Genomic DNA, 23,856 nt, shown 5'->3' with positions numbered 1-23,856 from the left:
ATCTCTTTCAGAGAAAATATCAATCATAATGAGGATTCTGTTTTAACTTACCATCAGATTTGGTAATCTGAACCGAAGGATAAGGGAATACGATCATGTAATCCTGATAAGCAATCTTATCCGTATAATCCTCATACTCACCTACAACGAATGTGGAAGCAGGGTCCTGGCGGTTGGCATAATGACGTACGCGCGGACGGGCATTCAATTCGGCAGCAGCCAAAGCCTTTATTTCAGTATTGCCTGAGCGATACCAGCGTTTCAAATCATATAAATGGTCTGTAAACTCAAATGCCAATTCACAACGGCGTTCATGATATAGGTCAGCCATAGTAGCAGTGCCCGTCAATAATGCAACATTGGCACGTTTACGAATGCGATTCAAATCAGCCGTAGCCAAGTCCGCTTTATTAGTCATCAAATAAGCTTCCGCACGGAAAAGTAACATTTCTGCAAAACGGATAACCGGGAAATTAATACGTACCGTCGGCCAGTCTCCGTTTGTATTGATATACCCCTTATTGGCTGCATCTTCATACTTAAAGGGATCCATGTATTTATTAATCATAAAACCGGATTCAATATCCGAGCTTGAATAAAAAGCACGGGATTCACCCAAGAATTGAAATTCCTGACCATACTCTAAAACCGTACGAACCAAACGGTCATTACCAGCTCCGTCTTTCAACATCTCTTCGTAAATATCATAAGACGGCTTGTTCTGTCCCCAGCCATTATATTGTCCCCAGCCTTTGTTCTCAAGGACAACTCCCGGAAACTCCGAACCGCCACCTTGAGAGCCACCATTTCCAGGAATAGTCCAAATATACTCTTTATTCCACCATTTAGAGAAATCAGAAGAGAACAACTCTTCATAAGTACCGGCTAAATCACGTCCGTAAGCAGTTTCCAGTTCATTGACCATACTGATTACATTTCCCCATTGTGTAGCATCCCAAGTTGCCCAATAAGCATAAACTTTAGCTTTAAAAGCTACTGCAGCCGCATCGTGCGCGCGTCCTCTATCATTATCTCCATACTCTTCAAAACGGGGCAAATACTCTATTGCCTTGTCCATATCCGAGATAATCAATTTATAATTATCGATGACCGAAGCTTGCTGAGGAGGAATAGAATTGTCATAGCCACCTTCAAAATCTTCATAACGGACAAAAGGTACCCCTTGTGTATCAAGACCGTAACGATAAGCGATCAAGAAATGAGCCCATCCACGAGTGAAGTAAGCTTCACCGAGACTTCTCTTTTCAATATCACTCAAAGTGGTGCTTTTCCCTTTCTTAAGCAACTCTTGTATTACCCAGTTGGAACGTGCCATCACTTTGTACATAGTATCAAAAATAGTACGCAAAGGGGATTCGTCTCCTGTATATTTCAATGTAGCAAGTGTTGGAAAATCACGGGTCTTTCCCCACACAACGTCGCACGCGGCACCTTGTTCCCAAAACAGTTCGCGTCCATATACAGCTTCCTGATGAAATCTTTCATACAATGCATCTACAGCATCAATAGCCTGCAGGTCATTGGTAAAATAAGTCGTTGTAGTAGCATCTCCCTCTGGTTGCACATCAAGGAAGTCACTGCAAGAACTCATAAGCAATGTGGCAGACATCGCAAAAAATAATATATTTTTTTTCATAATCATTCTTCTCTATTAATTATTAGTAAGTCAATTTTACACCAACAGATAATACGCGAGATACCGGATATTTCAAAGCATCCCAGCCACCACATTCAGGATCCATACCAGAATATCCAGTGATAGTAGCAAGATTTTCACCACTGAAGTACACAGACAAACGGCTGTTACGGTCATTCAAATGAGACCACTTGCGGAATACATCGCTTAAATCATAAGAAAGGGTTACATTCTTCAAACGCAGATAAGAAGCATTCTCCAAATACCAATCAGATGCAGTCGTAAAGTTTCCATTCGGGTCATTCTTTGACAAACGAGGAATATCAGAACCGGTATTTGTAGGACTCCAAGCATTCAATATCTCGCTGGAACGGTTAAAGTTTCCTTCTACATCACTCAACAACATGTACTTTCCTACATATAAAGCTTTTGCTCCACCTACTCCCTGGAACATGGCACTGAAAGAAAGTTTTTTCCACGTCATTCCCAATGTAAAGGCAAAAGTCGTCTTCGGAGTCGCACTACCCATATACTGACGGTCTGCATCCGTAATTTTACCATCGCCATTATGATCCACAAACTTCAAGTCACCAGCCTTGGCATTCGGCTGAATACCTACCCACTCTTTTTCACCATTATCATTGGTCACATATGTTCCATGTTTAGCATTCCACTCGGCAACTTCTGCATCACTTTGGAACAAACCATCTGTCTTAATCAAGTAGAAGGAATTCAGAGGTTCCCCTTCCGTACTCTGCATCATATAAGGGATGCTACGGAACCTTTTATCATTAGGCCACAAACCCGGATTGCCATCCGCATCCTTCACACCTATATCTGATACCCAGTTCTTTAAATACGAGAAGTTACCCGATACGAAATAAGAAAGGTTTTTGTTAATCTTATCGCTCCAATTAGCTTGAATCTCAAAGCCACGGTTACGCACTTCACCTTGATTGATTAACATGGCATCGAGTCCCATAGTAGAAGGCCACCCCATTGATTGTGTCTGAATCAAATTGAAAGTACGTTTATCAAAATAGTCTAATGATACCGACAAACGGTTTTTAAACATCTCAACATCCAAGCCCAAGTCAGTCTGTTCTGAAGTTTCCCAGGTCAAATCAGGATTTAACGCAGAGCCGTTGTAAATCAAAGTATTCCAGATATTATTTGCCTCAGGACCATATTGTGCTTGTTCTGTCCACGAGCTTTTCTTCAACAAAGCAGACTTATAATTAAGCCCTATAGAGCTCAAATTACCTACACGCCCCCAAGAAGCACGCAATTTCAGCAAACTGATAAAATCACTCTTCTTAAAGAATTTTTCATTAGATATTTTCCATCCAAGGGTCACTGCAGGGAAATCACCATAGTTATTTTCCTTAGGCAAACGTCCAGCATAATCACGACGCCAAGATGCAGTAGCAAAATAACGGTCATTATAAGAATAAGCCAAACGGGCAATCAACGACACATTGGCATCAGGTCCAGTCAAATAGTCAGATGCTGTCACTGATCCTGCATACGCCATGTATTGTAAAAATTCCGATTCATCCGCAAAATCCTTACCCGTCACTTCCAGTCCACGCGTTTCAGAATGATCTGCCGTATTCGAGAACAAGGCACCAACCGTATGTTCACCGAATGTCTTATCATAAGTCAGGGTATTTTCCGTCTTCCAAGCATCTCTACGGTAAGTAGTTTCTTGAAGATTATTCGACAAAGCCGGTTTACCTACTTCATCACGAATAGGATTGAACTTCTTGTAATGATTAGTCTTCATATTATAAGTAAAACGACTCGTAAACTTCAATCCAGGAAGTACATTAGCTATCTCCAAGCTGGTAGTGCTCCATATGTCACTTATCTTGTCATACAAATTCTCTGCTTCCAATAGACGTACCGGATTTACAGCATCCCCGTGGATATCAGAGAAATTCGAACCATATTTTTCAATATAGGCAGGATCTTCCGTAGTCACACCACCATAACTTCCGTCCAACGGATTATAGACAGTGGCACTTGCCGGCATGTAGATAGCCGAAAGGATAGGTCCTGTATAAGCATCGTTATCCGTAGCTTTGGAACGTTGGGTAGTGTTCTGCCATACAAAATCCTCACTGACGCTCACCCACTTGTTCAGCTGCATTTTACCATTATAACGTAATGTAAGATTCTTCTTGAAAGTATTAATCAAAACACCTTCATCATTATCGTAAGCAAAAGATATACGATTTGAAAAATTATCAGAACCTACATTCAACGCTACGTTATGACGTTGGTAGAAGGCAGTGCGGAAAATCTCATCCATCCAATCAGTACGAGTCGTACCTATCCATGGATTTTTGGTAACATCCCAACCGACTGGAAGCGAAAGTCCTGCATTTTGATGAGATATCTTACGCATCTCAATCTGCTGCTCCGCATTCAGTGGTTCTATCAAATTGGTAGCCTGACGAATACCAAAAGTGCCGTCATAAGTCAACGAAGGAGCACCTTGTTTCGCTTTTTTGGTAGTTACCAACACAACACCACCTGCACCAGACTGTGCGCCATAGATAGCAGCAGAAGCAGCATCCTTCAAAACAACGATACTTTCAATATCATTCATGGATGAGATAGGTGCACCGGGAACACCGTCCACAACCCAAAGTACATTGTCTCCATCTTGTGAGCCTTGACCACGAATCACAATGTTAGGAGAAGAAGTTGGGTCGCCACCATCGGCCGTAATGGTAACACCTGCCAGCTGTCCCTGCAGCATGCCTTCGGTAGAAGTTACCGGGCGAGCAGCCAATTCTTCAGTATTACTTACTACACCCACTGAAGCAGACAAGTCCTGCTTACGTGTATTCGCACCATACCCTAATACAACAACCTCATCCAGAAGTTCTGTATCCTCTTTAAGCACAATTACCATTTGTTTTTCTGCCACTGGTACTTCCTGAGTCACATAGCCGACAAAACTGATTACCAATACGCCGTTTTTATCGGCCGAAACATTAAAGTTTCCGTCAACGTCCGTAATCACTCCATTAGTCGTCCCCTTTACTAACACATTGGCACCAATCACAGGTTCGCCAGTCTGATCCTTTACTGTTCCTTTCACAGAAATCTGCTGTGCATAAGCACCTGCCGACAAGAACAGTCCCAACAATAGGGTCAGAATCGTTCGATAGATTCTAAGATTTACTTGTTTCATGCATTCAAAATTTAAAGTTTATAATATAGAAAATTATAATTCCGCCACAAAGGTCAGAAAGCAGAATTACATAGTTATTACAAAAGGAACAATTCCCTAACAGTCCTTATTTATGCGTAAAATAATATAACTGCAAAATATTTATTATTTTCAATCAAACCGTATAGGGATTATTACTCAAGAAGAGCGGCAGCACCCAATAAACTGGAATCCTTTTGATGCGAAGCCACCACACTCACATTATCCGATATAATCTTGTAGGGAAAACTTTGCATTGTTTGTTCCATAGCATTTTTAAAGAAAGGAAAAGCCGATACAATACCGCCTCCTAAAACAATAGCCTGGGGAGCATAGGCAAAAAGAATTGCCTTTATAAGATTACCCAAATGCCTCCCAAACTCTTTCCAAATCTCCAATGCAGCTTGTTCTCCTTGCTGGGCTTTTTCAGCTACTACCGCACCGGTAGTGCCATAACGTTTAAACAAGAAACTACTGCAATAGTGTTCAAAATCAGAGTCCAAATAAGGAAATGAGCCTATCTCACCGGCTCCCATATATTGCCCACCATACAAACGACGGCCAATGACAACGCCAGCTCCAATTCCGGTCCCGATAGTAACGCCTACCATGTTGGTATAAGATTTTCCTTCGCCGTATAGGCTCTCCCCCAAAGTGAAACAGTTGGAATCATTATTAATGGCAACTGCCACCTTGAATTCGTTCTCCAAAATCTCCTTCAAGTGTATTTCTTTCCAAGAAGATATATTTGCTACATTATATACAATTCCTTTCTCCGGATCAACAATTGAAGGGACACCGATACCGATACCATCTACCTGCTCATTCATCATATTCCGAATAAGCTGGGAAAGCTGGTTTAGCACAGTAGAAGCATCTTGCTGAGCTAAACATGGAACCGACACTTTATTCAAGCAGTTCCCTTTTTCCACTTGGGCTATTCGAATATTGGTTCCTCCTAAATCTATTGACAGTTTCATAGTATATAACATTAAGGTGTTCAACATGTGCAAAATTAAGAAAATGCTTTTTTTTCAGTATTCCCAATTGCGCATATAAATCTTCATTTTGCGCAAACATTACTGCCAATCAAATATTCCACCAAATCTTTTCCTCCAGGTTCACTGACAAAATCGATAAAAACAATACCGCAATTCCGGCTATTCTTTTGTTTTAAATAGTCAGCAATAGGCTTGTTTACCTTATCAGCAAAGACTTTAGGGGTTCCCAAGGGCAGCCCCGTCGCACTTACAAAAGTAATTCCCCACCGACGTGAGGAAACCGGCTCAGCAGACATCCCTTCAATATTACGGACACAAACCCCTACCTTCTTCCCGGCCTCCTCACCCGATTCATATTGATATTCATCTTCGAGCAAAGCCACTCCTTCCTTACCATCTTTATTGCGAAGAGTGAGCAGGCAAGTACTGTCATCCTCCCAACCTACACATGCTGCTCCAGGATAATTATCCATAGCATGATCCCTATGCAGGAAAAGAATCTTTCCACGGCAATCTTTCAGCGTCAATTCAGGGCGAAAGTCCATCACGAAATAACTTTGATACTCAGGGCTGCTTAAAGAAACGGACAGCAGAGAAGCATAATCCCGCAATTCTCCCCCTTCCTTTTTCAAGGAAACAATCAAAGTCTCAGAAGGATATGTTTGCAGAAAGTGTATAAAAGCAGGTAAAACATCATCTTCCCAATATATATCCTGAAAGGCATGACTGTGAAACACCCCCAGTTTATTACCTTTCTTTTCCAAACGGATATCGAAAGCACGGATGCCTTGCCGTAATTGAGCAGGAATATCTGTTGCTTGTGTTTTCAACATATGCCCTCCTTTGATACTACCGCTATCGTGTGAACCAGGAATAGAAATCTTACATATAGGAAGCGTATCATGGAGAATCCTCATCCACTCAGGCCGCAGTGCAACCTCATCCCGCGCCTCCGCACAAGTATCCTGCAATCTGGAAGCTGTAGCACAAACCGGAGCATTCAATAGAAATATGGTCAAAGCTAATACAACAACTGTTCTTAATCCGTTTCTCTTCATAGTATATTGCTTTTAAGTTTACTGCATGCAAATGTAGAGGGTTCATTCTTTTCCCTCATCCTAAATTGCGTATTTAGTTCTTCATTTTGCGCAAACATCGAAAGCAACATATAGTAACATCTGAGCCAAACGTAATGTACCTTTTCATTACATAAATGTACCTAACGAAAAATGCCATACATTCTCCGTACTGCGTATCTCATCCCAGACGAAGCCCTCCCAAGAAAAGGATTTCAACTCCTCAGGACACTCCAGACGGTTCTTGACAATAAAACGCGTCATCTCTCCGCGACACATCTTGGCATAGATAACGACAGTCTTCGGCTGTCCGGCCTTCCAAACTTGAAACTCGGGCGTAATAACACGCACCTCTTGCTCCACCCGCTTCCAGTCGAACAAATCTTTCATTTCAGCACTTGCCAAATTAATGAGAACACCGCCACAGTTTTTAATTTCCTCTATGAAGTAATCCGTCAACAAAGGCTTCCAATAATCAAACATGGATATTCCACCTTTTTCGGGCAAACGGACATCTCCTTCCAAACGATAGGGTTTGATACCGTCCAGCGGGCGAAGCAACCCATAAAGAAAAGAAGTGATACGCAGATGTTCTTGCGCATAACGAAAATCCTCCGCTGAAAAATCTTTCGGAAGAATGCGTTTAAAAACAGCTCCCGTGTAGGCGCAAACGGCTGGCATCGAACGATTCTCCTCCGAACAGAAATCATGAAAACGCAAACGGTTCTCGGCAGCAATTTTGGTATTCACCCGAAGAAGCCTTTCCAATTCGGATACTGAATACTGCGACATTTCCAACGCATTCCGCACAGCCTCCGTTTCGAATTTCGGGACTGTGACTTCGGGCACGACAACAGAGCAGCGCGCTGCCATGGTCTTTGCACAAGAGATAAAAACAAGCATAGCGATATTTTTTAATGGATACAAAAATAAAGTTTTTTAGTGGAGAATACATATACTTATAAAGTTTTTCCGCAGAATTCACCTCCGTTTCAAGAGTTTTTCATACCTTTACACCTTGTTGGAGAAAAGTGCACGTATTGAACCCCTCTACTCCCCCAACATCTTGAGATAGAAAAAGAAAAAATAATATATAAAATGACTCACAAATGGAATTATCAACCCATTACACCCGAACAGGCAGAAGCAAGCCAACAACTGGCCCAAGAATTGGGAATTAGCCCAATATTGGGAAAATTGCTGGTGGAACGGGGAATAACAACGGCAGCGGATGCCCGGAAGTTTTTCCGCCCCCAACTACCGGACTTATACGACCCATTCCTGATGAAGGATATGGATATAGCCGTAGAGCGCCTGAACAAGGCAATGGGAAAGAAAGAGCGCATTCTTGTTTATGGAGATTATGACGTAGACGGTACCACGGCTGTGGCATTGGTCTACAAGTTTATTCAACAGTTCTATTCGAACATCGACTACTATATCCCCGACCGTTACAATGAGGGGTATGGAGTTTCAATCCAAGGAGTAGACTATGCCGCAGAGAGTGGTGTAGGTTTGATTATTGTATTGGACTGCGGTATCAAAGCCGTCGAAGAAATCACATACGCCAAGGAGAAAGGCATTGATTTCATCATCTGCGACCATCATGTCCCCGATGATGTACTGCCCCCTGCTGTAGCCATTCTGAATGCCAAACGGGAAGACAACACCTATCCTTATGAACATCTGTCCGGATGCGGTGTAGGCTTTAAATTCATGCAGGCATTTGCCATCAACAACGGTATCGAGTTCCATCACCTTATCCCTTTACTGGACCTCTGCGCCGTCAGTATCGCATCGGATATTGTCCCCATTATGGGTGAAAACCGCATTCTCGCCTACCACGGTTTGAAGCAGTTGAACAGTAATCCCAGCGTAGGCCTGAAAGCAATCATTGATGTCTGCGGACTGACGGACAAGGACATCACCGTCAGTGACATTGTATTCAAAATAGGTCCCCGCATCAACGCCTCCGGACGTATCCAGAACGGGAAAGAAGCTGTTGACTTGCTTACTGAAAAAGATTTCTCTCTTGCCCTGGAGAAAGCCGGACAAATCAACCAATACAACGAGACACGCAAGGACTTGGACAAGACCATGACCGAGGAGGCCAACAAGATTGTAGCTGACCTGGACGGACTTGCCGACCGACGTTCCATCGTATTGTACAATGAAGACTGGCATAAAGGCGTCATCGGCATCGTAGCCTCCCGGCTGACGGAAATCTATTACCGGCCGGCAGTAGTACTGACACGTACGGATGACATGGCAACCGGATCTGCCCGTTCCGTCTCCGGATTCGATGTCTACAAAGCCATTGAATACTGCCGCGACCTTCTGGAAAACTTCGGAGGTCATACCTACGCCGCCGGTCTTTCCATGAAGGTGGAAAATGTACCGGCCTTTATCGAACGCTTCGAAGAGTTCGTATCACAAAATATCCTGCCGGAACAGACATGCGCCGTCATCGACATCAATGCCGAGATTGATTTCAGAGACATCACTCCGAAATTCTTCAGCGACTTGAAGAAATTCAATCCATTCGGACCGGACAATGCCAAACCCATTTTCTGTACGCACAATGTCTATGATTATGGTACCAGCAAAGTCGTAGGCCGCGACCAGGAACATATCAAGCTAGAACTGGTGGATAATAAATCGAACAATGTAATGAACGGCATCGCTTTCGGGCAAAGTTCCCACGTACGCTTCATCAAGACCAAACGTTCCTTCGACATCTGCTATTCCATTGAAGAGAATACCCATAAGAGGGGTGAAGTGCAGTTGCAGATTGAAGACATAAAGCCGAACTGAAAGCCTCTCCCCTAACCCCTCCCCCACAGGGAGGGGAATAAGAATAGTCTCCTTATATTAAGGAAATGATGAAAATTGGTTGATGCTATAAGATAAGTAATCACTACTATTAGCATAGAGAAGGAAAGAATATCAATTCAACGATAAGAAGTAGCAAGAAAGTTCAATAAGACCATGAGCAGCAGTAGTAACTTCAAAACTCCCCTCCCTATGGGGGAGGGATTGGGGGTGAGGCTTCTGAAGCAATACTGGGGATACGATACCTTCCGGGGAATCCAGGAAGATATCATCAACAGCATTACCGAGGGACGGGACACTTTGGGACTAATGCCCACGGGAGGAGGAAAATCCATCACTTTCCAAGTTCCGGCACTTGCTAAAGAAGGACTTTGCCTGGTCATCACTCCGTTAATTGCCCTCATGAAAGACCAGGTACAAAACCTGAAAAAGCGAGGAATCAAGGCGCTTGCCATCTACTCAGGCATGAGCAGGCAGGAAATCATCGTCACACTGGAGAACTGTATATTCGGCAATTTCAAGTTCCTCTATATCTCCCCCGAAAGGCTCGATACTGAAATCTTCCGCACCAAACTGCAGAAGATGAAAATCAGTATGATTACGGTAGACGAAAGCCACTGCATATCGCAATGGGGCTACGATTTCCGTCCCGCCTATCTGAAGATAGCCGAAATACGCGAACTTCTGCCCGGCGTACCCATCCTGGCATTGACAGCCACCGCCACTCCGGAAGTAGTGAAAGATATCCAGGCCCGTCTGCATTTCCGTGAGGAAAATGTGTTCCGCATGAGTTTCGAACGCAAAAATCTCGCCTATATCGTCCGTAAAACGGAAAACAAGACGGGAGAGCTGTTGCACATCCTGCGCCGTATGCCCGGAAGCGCCATCATCTATGTGCGCAACCGCCGCCGCACCAAGGAAATTACCGAACTGCTGCACAACGAAGACATCACCGCCGATTTCTACCATGCCGGACTGGACGATGCCACCAAAGACATCCGCCAACAACGCTGGCAGACGGGAGAAAGCCGCGTCATGGTCGCCACCAATGCATTCGGTATGGGTATCGACAAACCGGATGTACGGATTGTCATCCACATGGACCTGCCCGATTCCATAGAAGCCTACTTCCAGGAAGCAGGACGTGCCGGAAGGGACGGACAAAAAGCCTACGCGGTCATCCTTTACGCCAAGTCGGATAAGGCAACACTGCACAAACGCATTCCCGACACCTTTCCTGAAAAAGAGTATATAAAGGAAGTATATGAGCATCTTCAATACTATTACCAGATGGCAATGGGAGACGGACAAGGCTGTGTACGCGAGTTCAATATAGAAGACTTTTGCCGAAAGTTCAAGTACTTCCCCGTTCCCGTGGACAGTGCCTTGAAGATTCTGACACAAGCGGGATACCTGGAATATACAGACGAACAAGACAATGCATCCCGGCTACTGTTCACTATCCGTCGAGACGAACTTTATAAACTGAGAGAGCTCGGCGAAGATATGGACAAACTCATCCAAACCATTCTCCGCTCCTATACCGGGGTCTTCACAGACCATGCTTTCATCAATGAAGATTCACTGGCCATACGCACTGGACTCACACGCCGGCAAGTGTATGAACAGCTCATCCACCTAGCCAAGCTACGTATCGTCAGTTACATCCCCCGCAAAAAGACACCATATATAATATACACGCGAGAGAGGGTTGAAATGCGCCACCTGCAAATCTCTCCCGCCGTGTACGAGGAACGCAAAGAGCGGTATGAGAAACGCATAAGTGCCATGCTGGATTACGTGAGCAGCGATACCGTGTGCCGTAGTCGAATGCTGCTACACTACTTCGGAGAGAAGAACGAGCATAACTGCGGGCAGTGCGACACTTGCATCAATTTGAAGAACAAGAAACCTTCCGGCCACCTTTCGGAAAAGGAACTTTCTGAAAAGATTCTTCAAGCCCTATCTGATAAACCACAAACTCCAGCCACTTTGGCAGAACAGATACCGGACGATAAAAACATGCTCATCGATGTGTTACATGAATTGTTGGACGAAGGTAAGGTAATTGCTGTCAACGGAATGCTTCAAATCAAAAAATAATTCATTACTTTTGCCGTTGGAAAAGAATGTCCTGCCGCTGAGAGGAACATCTCTTATCAGCCATGCCCCTCCTTTTCCTTTTTAATTTTTAATTCTTTAATTTTTAATCACCTATGGGATTCTTTAAATCTTTTTTCTCCGGCAAGTCAGACAGTCCGGCAAATGAGAAACAAAAAAACGAGCAGAAGAATTTTGAGATATTCAAGTATGACGGTATGCGTGCACAACGCATGGGCCGTACAGACTACGCCATCAAATGCTTCACTGAAGCCCTTGCCATTCAGGAAGACTTTGAGACCATGGGCTACCTTGCCCAAGTCTACACCCAGACCAACGAACTGGACGAGGCACACAAACTGCTGGAACGTATGACCGAAATAGAGCCGGAACATACCTCCACCTACCTCAGTCTAGCCAACGTATGCTACATGCAGGAAGACTATCCCGCCATGGCAGGAGCGGCAAAGAAAGCTATCGAAATAGAAGAAGGCAACGCCATGGCACACTACCTGCTAGGCAAAGCAGACAATGGGCAAGGGGACGGCATCATGTGCATCGCTCATCTTACGAAAGCCATCGTACTGAAAGATGATTTCATCGAAGCACGTCTGCTCCGTGCCGAAGCACTGGTCCAAATGCAGCAATACAAGGAAGCGATGGAAGACATAGACACCATTCTGGCACAAGACCCGGAAGACGAAAGTGCCATCTTGCTCTGCGGAAAGATAGAAGAAGCTACGGGAAACAAAGAAAAAGCAGAAAGCAGCTATCAGAAAGTGACGGAGTTGAATCCCTTCAACGAACAAGCCTTCCTCTACTTAGGACAGCTTTACATCACCCAAAACAAGCTGGCAGAAGCCATCGAGCTCTTTACGGAAGCCACAGAACTGAACCCTAATTTCGCAGAGGCCTATCATGAGCGCGGACGTGCCAAGTTGCTGAACGGCGACAAGGAAGGTTCTGCAGAAGACATGAAGAAAGGACTGGAACTCAATCCTAAAGAGATACAGAACTTTAACGGACAATATGGTAACCAACCGGGGGGAAGTACCGGTAATATCCTGGGATTATAACAAATTCAATTATTGCCGCCAATGAAACGAAATTTATTTCTATCAGTACTTTTTGTACTGATGTTCGCACCTGCCCATGCACAGCAAGTGAACATATTGTCCTATAACGTACATAATTGCATCGGTATGGACAAGGAGTACAATTACCGACGCATTGCCAATGTTATCAGTCAAACTTCTCCGGACATAGTCGCCCTGCAGGAACTTGACAGTGTAACGGTGCGCAACAAAGGAATCCATGCTCTCGGAGAACTAGAAAAACTGACCGGAATGCACGGGACTTATGCAGCAGCCATTCCTTTTCAAGGTGGAAGCTACGGCATCGGAATCCTCTCCAGAGAGATACCCATAAAATACAAAATCATTCCAATGCCCGGACGGGAAGAAAAACGTACCCTCATTATTGCAGAATTTAAAGATTATGTATTTTGTGCCACACACCAGTCCCTCACTCCAGAAGACCAGCTCCTTGCCGTACCATTGATAGAAAAAGCCTTGCAAAACGTCGATAAGCCCATCTTTATGGCAGGCGACATGAACTCTGCACCAGCAAGCGCTCCCCAGCTGGAATTGGCAAAACATTTTGCCACCCTCAATGACACAACCTCTTATACTTTCCCGGCAGACCGTCCCAACCGATGTATAGACTACATCTACGGCTATTCCAAGAATGGGTATCGGTTTGACGTACAATACCGGAAAGTCATAGAAGACACCATTTCATCCGACCATCGTCCGGTTCAAGTCATTGTACAAGTTAAAGGGAAATAAGTTAAATTGCTACTATCCCTAAAAAAAACATTGTTTTTTGTTTGTATATAAAAGAAAAGCATTACTTTTGTCACGTAATTCAAAAACAGAGAATACAAGTATGAAGTCATTTACTTATGCATATTACTTCTTTTTTTACTTTTACTTTAGCCAGAAAGTAGAGCGGGAGTTTGTATGTATCAAGTGACAGTGATGCTTAAGGACTGAATAGAGAAACAAGTAAATATACAGAATCCCGCTCCATCGTATGGAAGCGGGATTTTTTTTATAGCATAACCAAGAAAATAAAAATAATGAAAAAGGTAGCCATTCAAGGAACATTAGGCTCGTATCACGACATCGCCGCACACAAGTACTTCGAAGGAGAAGAAATAGAGTTAATCTGTTGCGCCAACTTTGAAGACGTGTTCGGTGCCATCAAAAAAGACAGTCAGACCATAGGAATGCTGGCGATAGAAAACACCATTGCAGGTAGTTTGCTGCATAACAATGAGCTATTACGCCAAAGTGGCGCACAGATTGTCGGCGAGTACAAGCTGCGTATTTCCCATAGTTTTGTCTGCCTGCCCGATGAAGACTGGGATGATATTACCGAAGTCAACTCCCACCCTATCGCCCTGATGCAATGCCGTGAATTCCTGGGACAACACCCCGGAATCAAAGTGGTGGAAGGCGAAGATACCGCCCGCAGTGCCGAAATCATCCAACAGGAACATCTGAAAGGCCATGCAGCTATCTGCTCCAAAGCTGCTGCAGAGCGTTATGGCATGAAGGTCCTGCAGGAAGGTATCGAAACCAACAAACATAACTTCACCCGTTTCCTGGTCGTAGCCGACCCTTGGCAAGTAGATGAACTGAACCGGCATCGCAGCAAGGACGTCAACAAGGCAAGCATGGTATTCACACTTCCCCATACTGAAGGAAGCCTTTCCCAAGTATTGTCTATTTTGTCTTTCTACCGCATCAACCTGACCAAGATACAATCACTGCCCATCATCGGGCGTGAATGGGAATACCAGTTTTACGTAGATGTCGTCTTCGACAATGTACTGAGATATAAACAATCCATTGCGGCCATCACACCGCTGACCAAAGAACTGAAAATATTAGGAGAATATGAAGATGGAAAATCAAACGTGTAGAATAAAGCCTGCCGACCGCCTGGCAAGCGTAAGCGAATACTACTTCTCGAAGAAGCTGAAAGAAGTGGCACAAATGAATGCCGAAGGAATGGATGTCATCAGCCTGGGAATCGGAAGCCCCGACATGCCGCCTTCCGAAAAGACAATCCGAACACTTTGCGAAGCTGCCTGCAATCCGGACGGACATGGTTACATGCCCTACGTAGGTATCCCCGAACTGCGCCGCGGTTTTGCGGACTGGTACAAAAAATGGTACGGTGTAGCATTGAATCCCAACACAGAGATACAACCGCTCATCGGCTCCAAAGAAGGCATCCTGCACGTGACGCTGGCCTTTGTCAACCCCGGTGAACAAGTATTGGTTCCCAATCCCGGCTATCCCACCTATACTTCATTAAGCAAGATTCTGGGTGCCGAGGTCGTGAACTATAACTTGAAAGAAGAAAACGGCTGGATGCCCGACTTCGACGAGCTGGAACGGATGGACATGAGCCGTGTAAAACTGATGTGGACCAACTATCCCAATATGCCCACCGGGGCGAACGCAACACCGGAACTGTACCGGAAACTGGTGGACTTCGCACGCCGCAAGGACATCGTCATCGTAAACGACAACCCCTACAGTTTCATCCTGAACGAACATCCCATCAGCATCCTCAGCATTCCGGGTGCCAAAGAGTGCTGCATAGAATTCAATTCCATGAGCAAAAGCCACAACATGCCGGGATGGCGTATCGGCATGCTTGCCTCGAATGCCGACTTCGTGCAATGGATATTGAAAGTAAAAAGCAACATCGACAGCGGTATGTTCCGTGCCATGCAACTGGCAGCCGCCACTGCCCTGGAAGCAGAGCAAGACTGGTATGACGGCAACAACGCGAATTACCGCAACCGCCGTCAGTTGGCAGGAAAAATCATGCATACCCTGGGTTGCACCTACGACGAAAACCAGGTAGGCATGTTCCTCTGGGGCAAGATACCCGACAGCTGTACAGACGTGGAAGAACTGACTGAACACGTGCTGCATAAAGCCAGAGTGTTCATTACTCCCGGATTTATCTTCGGAAGTAACGGGAAACGGTATATCCGCATCTCCCTCTGCTGTAAGGACAATAAACTGGCAGAAGCATTGAAGCGTATCAAGGACATGAAATAAATGCTTACAAGTAAGAGATGAACACCCTAAAGCCGGAATCCCGTTTACTAAAACTCCACCGGAGATTCACTAAAACGGGAGGAACGATTTAGTAAATCTTCTCCGACGTTTTACTAAATCTCCGGGACCTTGCTCAGAAGGTCTTCTGAAAAGGAGGAAACGTCACAAGGAAGAAAAAGCATAATTAAAGAATATTATTAAACAAATAAAGAATATGGAACTCGAATTAGAACCTATCACATTACCTGGTGTTGAAGACAAACGCCCTATGGTAATAGCCGGCCCCTGCAGTGCCGAAACCGAAGAACAAGTAATGAGCACCGCCAAACAATTGGCAGACAAAGGCCTCAAGCTATTCCGTGCCGGCATCTGGAAACCGCGCACCAAACCGGGCGGCTTCGAAGGAGTAGGCGTAGACGGCCTTGCATGGCTGAAGGAGGTAAAGAAAGAAACCGGCATGTACGTTTCAACAGAAGTTGCTACCGCCAAACATGTATACGAATGCCTGAAGGCTGGAATTGACCTTCTTTGGGTAGGTGCACGTACCACCGCCAATCCTTTCGCCGTACAGGAAATTGCCGATGCACTGAAAGGCGTAGATATCCCGGTACTGGTGAAGAATCCGGTAAATCCTGACCTGGAGCTGTGGATTGGAGCTTTGGAACGTATCAACAATGCAGGCTTGAAACGCCTGGGTGCCATCCACCGCGGATTTAGCAGCTATGACAAAAAGCTCTACCGTAACTTGCCCCAATGGCATATCCCCATTGAGCTGCGCCGCCGAATTCCCAACCTTCCTATTATCTGTGACCCCAGCCACATAGGTGGAAAGCGCGAACTGGTTGCTCCACTCTGCCAGCAAGCTATGGATTTGGGTTTCAACGGACTGATTATCGAGAGCCACTGCAACCCGGACTGTGCCTGGAGCGATGCAGCCCAGCAAGTCACCCCGGATGTGCTGGATTACATCCTCAACCTGCTGGTCATCCGCAAGGAAACACAAAGCACCGAGAACCTCAGCGAATTGCGCAAGCAGATAGACGAATGCGACAACAATCTTATTCAGGAGCTGGCCAAACGGATGCGTGTGGCACGTGAAATCGGTACATACAAAAAAGAGCATGACATGACCATCCTGCAAACCGGACGCTACAACGAAATCCTCGAGAAACGCGGCTCGCAAGGCGCATTGTGTGGCATGGATGCTGAATTCATCAAAAAGGTATTTGAGGCGATACACGAAGAGAGTGTGAGGCAACAAATGGAAATTATAAATAAGTAATTATTTAATATGCTAATGTGCCAATGTGCTAATTGGCTGCGCAGTGATGCCGCATGGCAATTAGCACATTGGCACATTGGCACATTAGCACATTAAACATCATGAGAATACTAATACTTGGAGCCGGAAAAATGGGCTCTTTCTTTACAGATATATTGAGTTTCCAGCATGAGACGGCTGTGTTCGACGTCAATCCGCACCAACTGCGTTTTGTCTACAACACCTACCGCTTCACCACACTGGAAGAAATCAAGGACTTCGAGCCGGAGCTGGTCATCAATGCCGTTACGGTGAAATACACGCTGGACGCTTTCCGCCAAGTGCTGCCGGTACTGCCCAAAGACTGCATCATCAGCGACATCGCTTCGGTAAAGACCGGACTGAAAAAGTTCTACGATGAAAGCGGCTTCCGCTACGTGTCGACGCATCCTATGTTCGGTCCCACTTTTGCCAGCCTCAACAATCTGAATACAGAGAATGCCATCATCATCAGCGAAGGCGACCACTTGGGGAAAATCTTCTTCAAGGACCTCTACCAGACCATGAAGCTGAACATCTTTGAATATACATTCGACGAGCACGATGAGACTGTGGCATACTCCTTATCCATTCCGTTTGTATCCACTTTCGTGTTTGCAGCGGTAATGAAACACCAGGAAGCTCCGGGCACTACCTTCAAAAAGCACATGGCCATTGCCAAAGGCCTGCTGAGTGAAGACGACTACCTGCTCCAGGAAATTCTCTTCAATCCACGCACCCCCTCACAAGTGGAGAACATCCGTCTGGAACTGAAGAACCTGCTGGAAATCATCAGCAATAAGGATGCGGAAGGCATGAAGAAGTATCTGACTAAAATCAGGGAAAAGATTAGATAAACAATCAACAAGTGTGTGCCCCGATGCCAGAGCACACTCTTGTATCCCAACTAAAAGCTACATCTTTGCCTCCCGAAAGCTGTATCAGAACAACAGCACAATTTTATTCACTTTAATTTTTTTATTCATGGCATCTATCAAGAACAGACCAAAGCTTGCCGCCACGCAAAGCAAGCAGGCAAAGAACAGCACTTCGCCCAAAGCAACCCTACAACCGTTCATGCAAGAAAACATCGACCGTATGCACCGGCTGGGCAAGGTGCGCACCGGCGAGACCTACACTTGTACGCTCAACAGCTTCATGCGTTTCCGCCAGGGAAAGGATGTATTTTGGGAAGACTTCGATGCAGACCTGATGGCTTCCTATGAGGCTTACCTCAAATCGACCGGGGTGGGCATGAACACCATTTCCTTCTACAACCGGATTCTGAGGGCTGTGTACAACCGGGCGGTAGAAAAAGGCTTTACGAAACAAGTGTTCCCCTTCAAGCATGTCTATACGGGCGTAGAGAAAACCATCAAGCGAGGACTACCCATAAACACCATCCGTAACATCCGAAACATGGACTTGTCGCACTGCCGGACATTGGATTATGCACGCGACATGTTTTTGTTCAGCTTCTACACCCGGGGCATGTCATTTGTCGATATGGCTTATCTGAAAAAGAACGACCTGAAAAACGGAGTCCTCATCTATCGACGTAAGAAAACCGGACAACAACTTTGCATACGATGGGAACGGCACATGCAAGATATACTTGAAAAATATCCCATGTCCCAAGAATCGCCCTATCTGCTCCCTATTATTCTAAAAGCAGGAGAAGAAGAAAGGAAACAGTACAATAATGCGCTGCATCTTGTCAACAAAAAGTTAAAATTTATCAGCAACTCATTGCAACTTACCATACCGCTCACCATGTACGTCGCCCGCCATTCTTGGGCCACTGTGGCCAAAAGCAGAAACATTCCGCTTTCTGTCATCAGCGAAGGAATGGGACACGACTCCGAAAATACAACGCTGATTTATTTGGCCTCACTCAATACGGAAATCATAGACAAAGCCAACAAGCTCATTTTAAACCTACTTTAAACTTACAGAGGCAAGTACATCTCTTCCCAAGAGATGGATTTGGGCTGCAAAAGTATGATAAGCAGTGGTAAATTCCAAACATTTTCCAAGTTTTTTATTTGAAATCCATGAAATTGTGGAATTGTATATTGAAATGTATATCGGAATGTGGCTTTGTATTTGTGCCATCGCTACATGTTATCATCAATTATCACACTATCCATCTCTTGGGAAGAGATGAATCCTGAAACTACAGTCTGACAGCGCAGACTGTAAATAATATAGAAACTTGAAATACTATTACGCATTGTAATTATACAACAAAAAAACAGTGAATAGTAATTCCGGCAGTATCTATATTTTTGCTGAATACTCTTCATTGTAACTACCAGCGGTATATAGGCTGGGCATACGGAATTTTGTTTGATTCCTTTTAGGAATTTATTGGTAATTTGATAAATCTTTCTCTACAAATAGAGAATAAAATATTAATGACACTAACAAATCTTAAATAATGGGAAAAATGACTTTAAAACTTTATGCGGTTTTGTTTTTAGGTCTTTTCAGCATGGGAGCCAAATGTCAGGAAGTGGCTCTGAAAAGTAATTTGCTATACGACGCCTTTGCTACACTGAACGCAGGCGTGGAAACCGGGTTGGCAGACAGATGGACGCTCGACGTATCCGTCAACTACAACGGATGGACACTCTCGCACGACCGGAAGTGGAAGCATTGGCTTCTGCAACCCGAAGCTCGCTATTGGTTTTGCGACCGATGGGCAGGACACTTCGTGGGAGCACACCTGCTCGGAGGCCAATACAACGTCGGCGGGCTGAAAAACGACTTCTCTTTTCTGGGAAGCGACTTCTCCAAACTCTCCGACCGGCGTTACCAAGGATGGTTCCTGGGCGTGGGCGCGGTATACGGGTATTCCTGGATTCTGGACAAGCATTGGAACCTGGAAGCCGAAATAGGCTTCGGATATGTCTACACGCGATTCGACGCCTACCCTTGCGCCAACTGCGGAACAAAACTCGAGAAAGACAAACCGCACCACTATGTCGGTCCTACCAAGGCCGCGGTAAACCTTGTATACACATTCTAAATTCATCCGGTGGTTATGGACACTATGAACAAATTAGCTAAGAAAATGATTTCTGGCTTGTTATGCCTATGTTACGCACTGGGAGCTGACGGCCAGACACTGACGGACGGACAGATAGCGGTACAAAACCTGGCCGTCTCAAAGCAAGAAGACAAACTATTCGTGGCGATGGACCTCGACATCTCCGCACTCAAGCAAGGAAGCAACCGTGAAGTACTGTTCACCCCTTCGCTCACCCTTGAAGACGACAGCCTCAGCCTGCCCGCCGTACGCATCGCGGGGCGCAACCGTTATTACCACCACCTGCGAAACGCCTCCGACACCGAACGGCTCTATCGCAACGGCGAACGCGATTTGATAGAATACCGCGTGACGGTGCCCTACGAAAAGTGGATGGGAAGAGCCCGGCTCAGCGCCACAGAAACCACTTGCGGATGTTGCGACGCCCCCTTGACCAGCACCGCTACGCCCCTGAGCAAGCTACGGCTGGAAAAGCGCGTGCCGACACCTTTCGTACCCGCGTACGCCTACATACGCCCCAAGGCCGAGCAGAAAATCAACCGGATTGAAGGCTCAGCCTACATCGACTTCCCCGTGAACCGTACCGAGATACATCCCGACTACCGACGCAACCCGGAGGAGCTGAAGAAGATTCTCTCTACCATCGACGCCGTGAAGAATGATGCGGACAGCAAGATCATCAGCATCAGCATCAAGGGGTACGCCTCGCCCGAAGGGTCGTACAGCAACAACATACGCCTGGCCAAGGGACGTACCGAAACCCTGAAAGAATATGTACGCAAGCAGTACGCCTTCCCCCAATCACTCTTCACCACCAGCTTCGAGCCCGAAGACTGGGAAGGACTGGAGCGCTTCGTGACCTCCTCGCAGCTGAAGAACAGAGAAGGCATTCTGGCACTGATACGCGGCGACCTGGACCCTGACGCGAAGGACCGGAAAATCAAGGCGGCCTATCCCGCCGACTATGCTTACCTGCTGAGCGAAGTCTATCCCGGACTGCGTCATTCCGACTATGCCGTACAGTACGAGGTACGTGCCTATACAGACCTTGCAGAAATCAGGCACCTGCTCAAGAACCAGCCCCAGAAGCTGAGCCTGAACGAAATGTACCTCGTTGCGCAGGAGATGGAACCGGGCAGCGACGAGTATAACGCCACCTTCGCAACCGCCGTGCGCATGTTCCCCGACGACCCCGTGGCAAACCTCAACGCCGCCAACACCGCCCTGCGCCTCGGCGACCTGAAAGGAGCCGAGACTTATCTGGGCAAGGCGGGCGATGCTCCCGAAGCCGTCTACGCACGCGGCATACACGCCGCCTTGCTGAAGGACTATGACGCAGCCCAACCGTTGCTGAAGCAAGCGCTACAGCAGGGAGTGGCACAAGCGGAAGACGCGTTGCAACAGATAGACCGCATAAGACAAGAACTGGCGGAAGACGCGGAATAAAGGAAAGAAAGCAACAAAAACATAACACCCGAATATAAATAAACTCTTAATAAATTATACGCTATGAAAAGAAAGAACTGGAGTATTTTTTTCATTGGTATGCTGGCAATGTGCACCATTGCAGGATGCAGCGGCAACGAACTGAACGGCAGCAATGAACCGGAAGTATACCCGGGACATCCCGAAGATGCCGTATACATGAATGTGAACATACAACTGCCCGTGGGAGGGAAAAATACAAGAAGCTCGACCGACTCCGATTCCGACGACGATTATGGAACCAGTACAGACGGCACGGAAGTAGGAAAGGATTATGAGAACAAGGTGAATGGTGTCCTGATTGTATTGGCGGATGCAAGCAACAACTTCATCGCCGCCGGTGAACACAACTCATTGCCGGTAGTGCGTGAAGGAATCGTCAACACCACCCAGAAAATCAATAAATCCGCATTGGCCGCTTACTATGGCAACGGGACACTTGGGACCGGAAAAGACCAAGTCAATCTTTATGTATTCTGTAATCCGACAATGGAGTTGAAAACAATCTTCGAAAAGTCCGGTGCCGACAGCGAATGGATTGACGAGATTGCCACTCTTGAAGAAGAGCCTGACGGATCTGTCAAAGGAGCAGCTGTTTGGGGAGGAAACGACCACAAGGCAGGCTTCCTGATGGCCACGGCAAGCAGCAAAGACATAAAAAAGTATATTCCGAAGAATTTTACCGATTGGGACAACTTTACGAATGAAAAGAACGCCTTCGATTTCTCGGGCAAAAACACCTTGAGCAACGGCACCGAAATCGGAAACATCGGAAATATCCATGTGGAACGTGTCGTGGCACGCTTCGACTTCAAAGACGGCAGTCCCAGCAAGGACCAAACATACGTCATAGCAGAAAAAGACAACAAGCCTACGCTAAAAGTCAAACTGAACAAGATGGCGTTGATTAACATGAGCAAGCATTTCTACTACCTGCGCCGTGTATCCGATAACGGTCTGGCCGACAACGTGGAAATCTGCGGAACCGAATACGACAGCGGACAAAACTGGAACTTCGTAGTAGATACCGATGCCGAACAAAAGAACGGAGCCATCGACGCAAGCTATCCTTTTGCCGACTACTTCAATTTCTGCCTCGGACACCAGGAAAACAACACTTGGAGTATTGACGAGACAGCCCGCGACCAGTGGTACACCAGTCTGATCAAAGACGTTATCGACAACCAAAATGAAGAAGATAACGATGACGAATGGAACAGCGACCACACGCGAAACGGTTACCGCATCTGGCGTTACGTCACCGAAAACACCATCCCCGGCATAAACAACCAGGAGAACGGCATCAGTACCGGCATCGTGTTTAAAGGGAAAATCCAGGCGACAACAGATGCTCCCCAATCATTGCAAGACGCTATCAACGGAGCAACTGGCGATTCTGACGCCGATGCCATCCTTTACGCTTATTCCAACCAACTTTATGTAAGTTGGAAAGAAGTACGCAAAGCCGCACTTGACGCAACGGCAAACGAGGAATTCAAGAAAGCGGTATTCGGAACACCGAAAAACACTCCGTCAGAAACCGTCTATAGCGATGATGCCGGCAGCCCCGACTACATGTGGAATATATGGTATAATGAAAAGGGCCACAAAGATGCAGCCGCCTTGTCGGCTTTCAAGGAAGTAGCCACCAACAATGAACATCAGTTCACCCTCTACCAGTCGAGCATGGACGAGAATGACGGTGCAGGCTACTACTGCTACTACTTCTACTGGAACCGTCACAACGACAACGGCAACAACGGCGTAATGGGCCCGATGGAGTTTGCCGTGGTGCGCAACAACGTGTATAAACTGTCTGTGGTCGACATCAACCGCCTTGGCCATCCGCGCCTTAGCGAAAACGACCCCGACCCCGTCGACCCCGGAACTCCGGACGAAAAGGGCGACATCTACCTGAAGCTCTCTGTCGAGGTGCTTCCCTGGGTGGTTCGCATAAACGACATTGAATTCTAAAAACACAACAA

At 46.0% G+C, this 23,856-nt stretch carries 17 protein-coding genes; 12 read left to right on the top strand and 5 right to left on the bottom strand.

Annotated elements, in window-relative coordinates; all coding sequences use genetic code 11:
* Positions 1-19: 19 nt before the first annotated feature.
* The 5 genes from DW039_RS13765 to yaaA form a co-directional block, all read right to left on the bottom strand.
* Positions 20-1,657: a RagB/SusD family nutrient uptake outer membrane protein gene (locus DW039_RS13765; protein WP_005833325.1), complete on the bottom strand. Its 1,638-nt coding sequence runs from the start codon at positions 1,655-1,657 to the stop codon at positions 20-22.
* Positions 1,658-1,679: 22 nt separating this feature from the next.
* Positions 1,680-4,862: a TonB-dependent receptor gene (locus DW039_RS13760; protein ID WP_120382035.1), complete on the bottom strand. Its 3,183-nt coding sequence runs from the start codon at positions 4,860-4,862 to the stop codon at positions 1,680-1,682.
* Positions 4,863-5,035: 173 nt separating this feature from the next.
* A complete protein-coding gene (locus DW039_RS13755) occupies positions 5,036-5,860 on the bottom strand; it encodes an ROK family protein (RefSeq protein WP_005833328.1) in 825 nt (274 codons plus the stop codon).
* Positions 5,861-5,943: 83 nt separating this feature from the next.
* Positions 5,944-6,939, bottom strand: a complete 996-nt coding sequence (locus DW039_RS13750; protein ID WP_044468795.1) for a phosphatidylinositol-specific phospholipase C — start codon at positions 6,937-6,939, stop codon at positions 5,944-5,946.
* A 147-nt stretch (positions 6,940-7,086) separates the two neighbouring features.
* Positions 7,087-7,860 carry a peroxide stress protein YaaA gene (gene yaaA, locus DW039_RS13745; RefSeq protein ID WP_005830017.1) on the bottom strand — a complete coding sequence of 258 codons (774 nt, stop codon included), beginning with the start codon at positions 7,858-7,860 and terminating at the stop codon, positions 7,087-7,089.
* A gap of 195 nt (positions 7,861-8,055) precedes the next feature.
* Between yaaA and recJ the strand changes: the two genes are divergently transcribed.
* From recJ to DW039_RS13685, 12 genes are all read left to right on the top strand, one after another.
* Positions 8,056-9,771, top strand: coding sequence for a single-stranded-DNA-specific exonuclease RecJ (recJ, locus tag DW039_RS13740; protein WP_117703975.1), 1,716 nt, complete (start codon positions 8,056-8,058; stop codon positions 9,769-9,771).
* 210 nt (positions 9,772-9,981) lie between these two features.
* A complete protein-coding gene (locus tag DW039_RS13735; RefSeq protein WP_009037890.1) occupies positions 9,982-11,892 on the top strand; it encodes an ATP-dependent DNA helicase RecQ in 1,911 nt (636 codons plus the stop codon).
* A 113-nt stretch (positions 11,893-12,005) separates the two neighbouring features.
* Entirely contained in the window at positions 12,006-12,965 is a 960-nt protein-coding gene (locus tag DW039_RS13730) for a tetratricopeptide repeat protein (RefSeq protein ID WP_044468905.1), read from the top strand.
* A gap of 21 nt (positions 12,966-12,986) precedes the next feature.
* Positions 12,987-13,736 (top strand): endonuclease/exonuclease/phosphatase family protein, encoded by a 750-nt coding sequence (locus tag DW039_RS13725; protein ID WP_044468906.1) that lies wholly within the window; start codon positions 12,987-12,989, stop codon positions 13,734-13,736.
* 293 nt (positions 13,737-14,029) lie between these two features.
* Entirely contained in the window at positions 14,030-14,878 is an 849-nt protein-coding gene (locus DW039_RS13720) for a prephenate dehydratase (protein WP_005830004.1), read from the top strand.
* Entirely contained in the window at positions 14,853-16,034 is a 1,182-nt protein-coding gene (locus DW039_RS13715) for a pyridoxal phosphate-dependent aminotransferase (RefSeq protein WP_120382034.1), read from the top strand. The genes DW039_RS13720 and DW039_RS13715 overlap by 26 nt, the downstream gene beginning before the upstream one ends.
* A 214-nt stretch (positions 16,035-16,248) precedes the next feature.
* Positions 16,249-17,316, top strand: a complete 1,068-nt coding sequence (locus DW039_RS13710; protein ID WP_005829998.1) for a bifunctional 3-deoxy-7-phosphoheptulonate synthase/chorismate mutase type II — start codon at positions 16,249-16,251, stop codon at positions 17,314-17,316.
* Between the two features lie 101 nt (positions 17,317-17,417).
* Positions 17,418-18,191, top strand: coding sequence for a prephenate dehydrogenase/arogenate dehydrogenase family protein (locus DW039_RS13705; RefSeq protein WP_005829995.1), 774 nt, complete (start codon positions 17,418-17,420; stop codon positions 18,189-18,191).
* A gap of 127 nt (positions 18,192-18,318) precedes the next feature.
* Positions 18,319-19,281, top strand: coding sequence for a site-specific integrase (locus DW039_RS13700; protein WP_034529494.1), 963 nt, complete (start codon positions 18,319-18,321; stop codon positions 19,279-19,281).
* Between the two features lie 502 nt (positions 19,282-19,783).
* On the top strand, positions 19,784-20,365 hold the full coding sequence (locus DW039_RS13695; RefSeq protein WP_034529625.1) for a DUF3575 domain-containing protein: 582 nt from the start codon (positions 19,784-19,786) through the stop codon (positions 20,363-20,365).
* A gap of 15 nt (positions 20,366-20,380) precedes the next feature.
* Positions 20,381-21,832, top strand: a complete 1,452-nt coding sequence (locus tag DW039_RS13690) for a DUF3868 domain-containing protein (RefSeq protein ID WP_083790052.1) — start codon at positions 20,381-20,383, stop codon at positions 21,830-21,832.
* Between the two features lie 63 nt (positions 21,833-21,895).
* Positions 21,896-23,845: an Mfa1 family fimbria major subunit gene (locus tag DW039_RS13685; RefSeq protein WP_165853114.1), complete on the top strand. Its 1,950-nt coding sequence runs from the start codon at positions 21,896-21,898 to the stop codon at positions 23,843-23,845.
* Positions 23,846-23,856: the final 11 nt, after the last annotated feature.

This window comes from Bacteroides sp. AF39-16AC (genome assembly GCF_003602735.1).
GTDB lineage: Bacteria > Bacteroidota > Bacteroidia > Bacteroidales > Bacteroidaceae > Bacteroides > Bacteroides uniformis.
This window is presented reverse-complemented; position numbering and strand designations above follow the sequence as displayed.